Annotated in this window: 1 protein-coding gene; it reads left to right on the top strand. The window is 64.8% G+C overall.

Going from position 1 to position 475, the window contains the following annotated elements:
• Positions 1–2 precede the first annotated feature (2 nt).
• Positions 3–475 (top strand): carbon starvation CstA family protein (locus tag MA884_RS27820; protein ID WP_371134833.1); only part of this gene is annotated, 473 nt, incomplete at its 3' end.

Below are 475 nucleotides of genomic sequence, written 5' to 3'. Positions count from 1 at the left end.
CGATCAACGCCCTCTGGATCGTCGTCGCAGCCGTGGCCATCTACCTGGTCGCCTACCGCTACTACAGCCTGTTCATCGCCAATAACGTGATGCAACTCGATGCGCGCCGGGCCACCCCCGCCGTGCTCAACAACGATGGCCTGGACTTTGTCCCGACCAACAAACACATCCTGTTCGGCCACCACTTCGCGGCCATTGCCGGTGCGGGGCCGCTGGTCGGGCCGGTATTGGCGGCGCAGATGGGCTACCTGCCCGGTACGCTCTGGCTGATCGCCGGGGTGGTGCTGGCCGGTGCCGTGCAGGACTTCATGGTCCTGTTCCTGTCCACCCGTCGCAACGGTCGCTCCCTGGGCGACATGGTCCGTGAAGAAATGGGCCGCGTTCCCGGCACCATCGCGCTGTTCGGCTGCTTCCTGATCATGATCATCATCCTCGCGGTGCTGGCGCTGATCGTGGTCAAGGCCCTGGCCGAGAG

It is taken from the genome of Pseudomonas sp. Q11, assembly GCF_024494355.1.
Classification (GTDB): domain Bacteria; phylum Pseudomonadota; class Gammaproteobacteria; order Pseudomonadales; family Pseudomonadaceae; genus Aquipseudomonas; species Aquipseudomonas hefeiensis.
The sequence above is the reverse complement of the archived record's forward strand: the minus strand, read 5'-3'. Positions and strand labels throughout refer to the sequence as shown.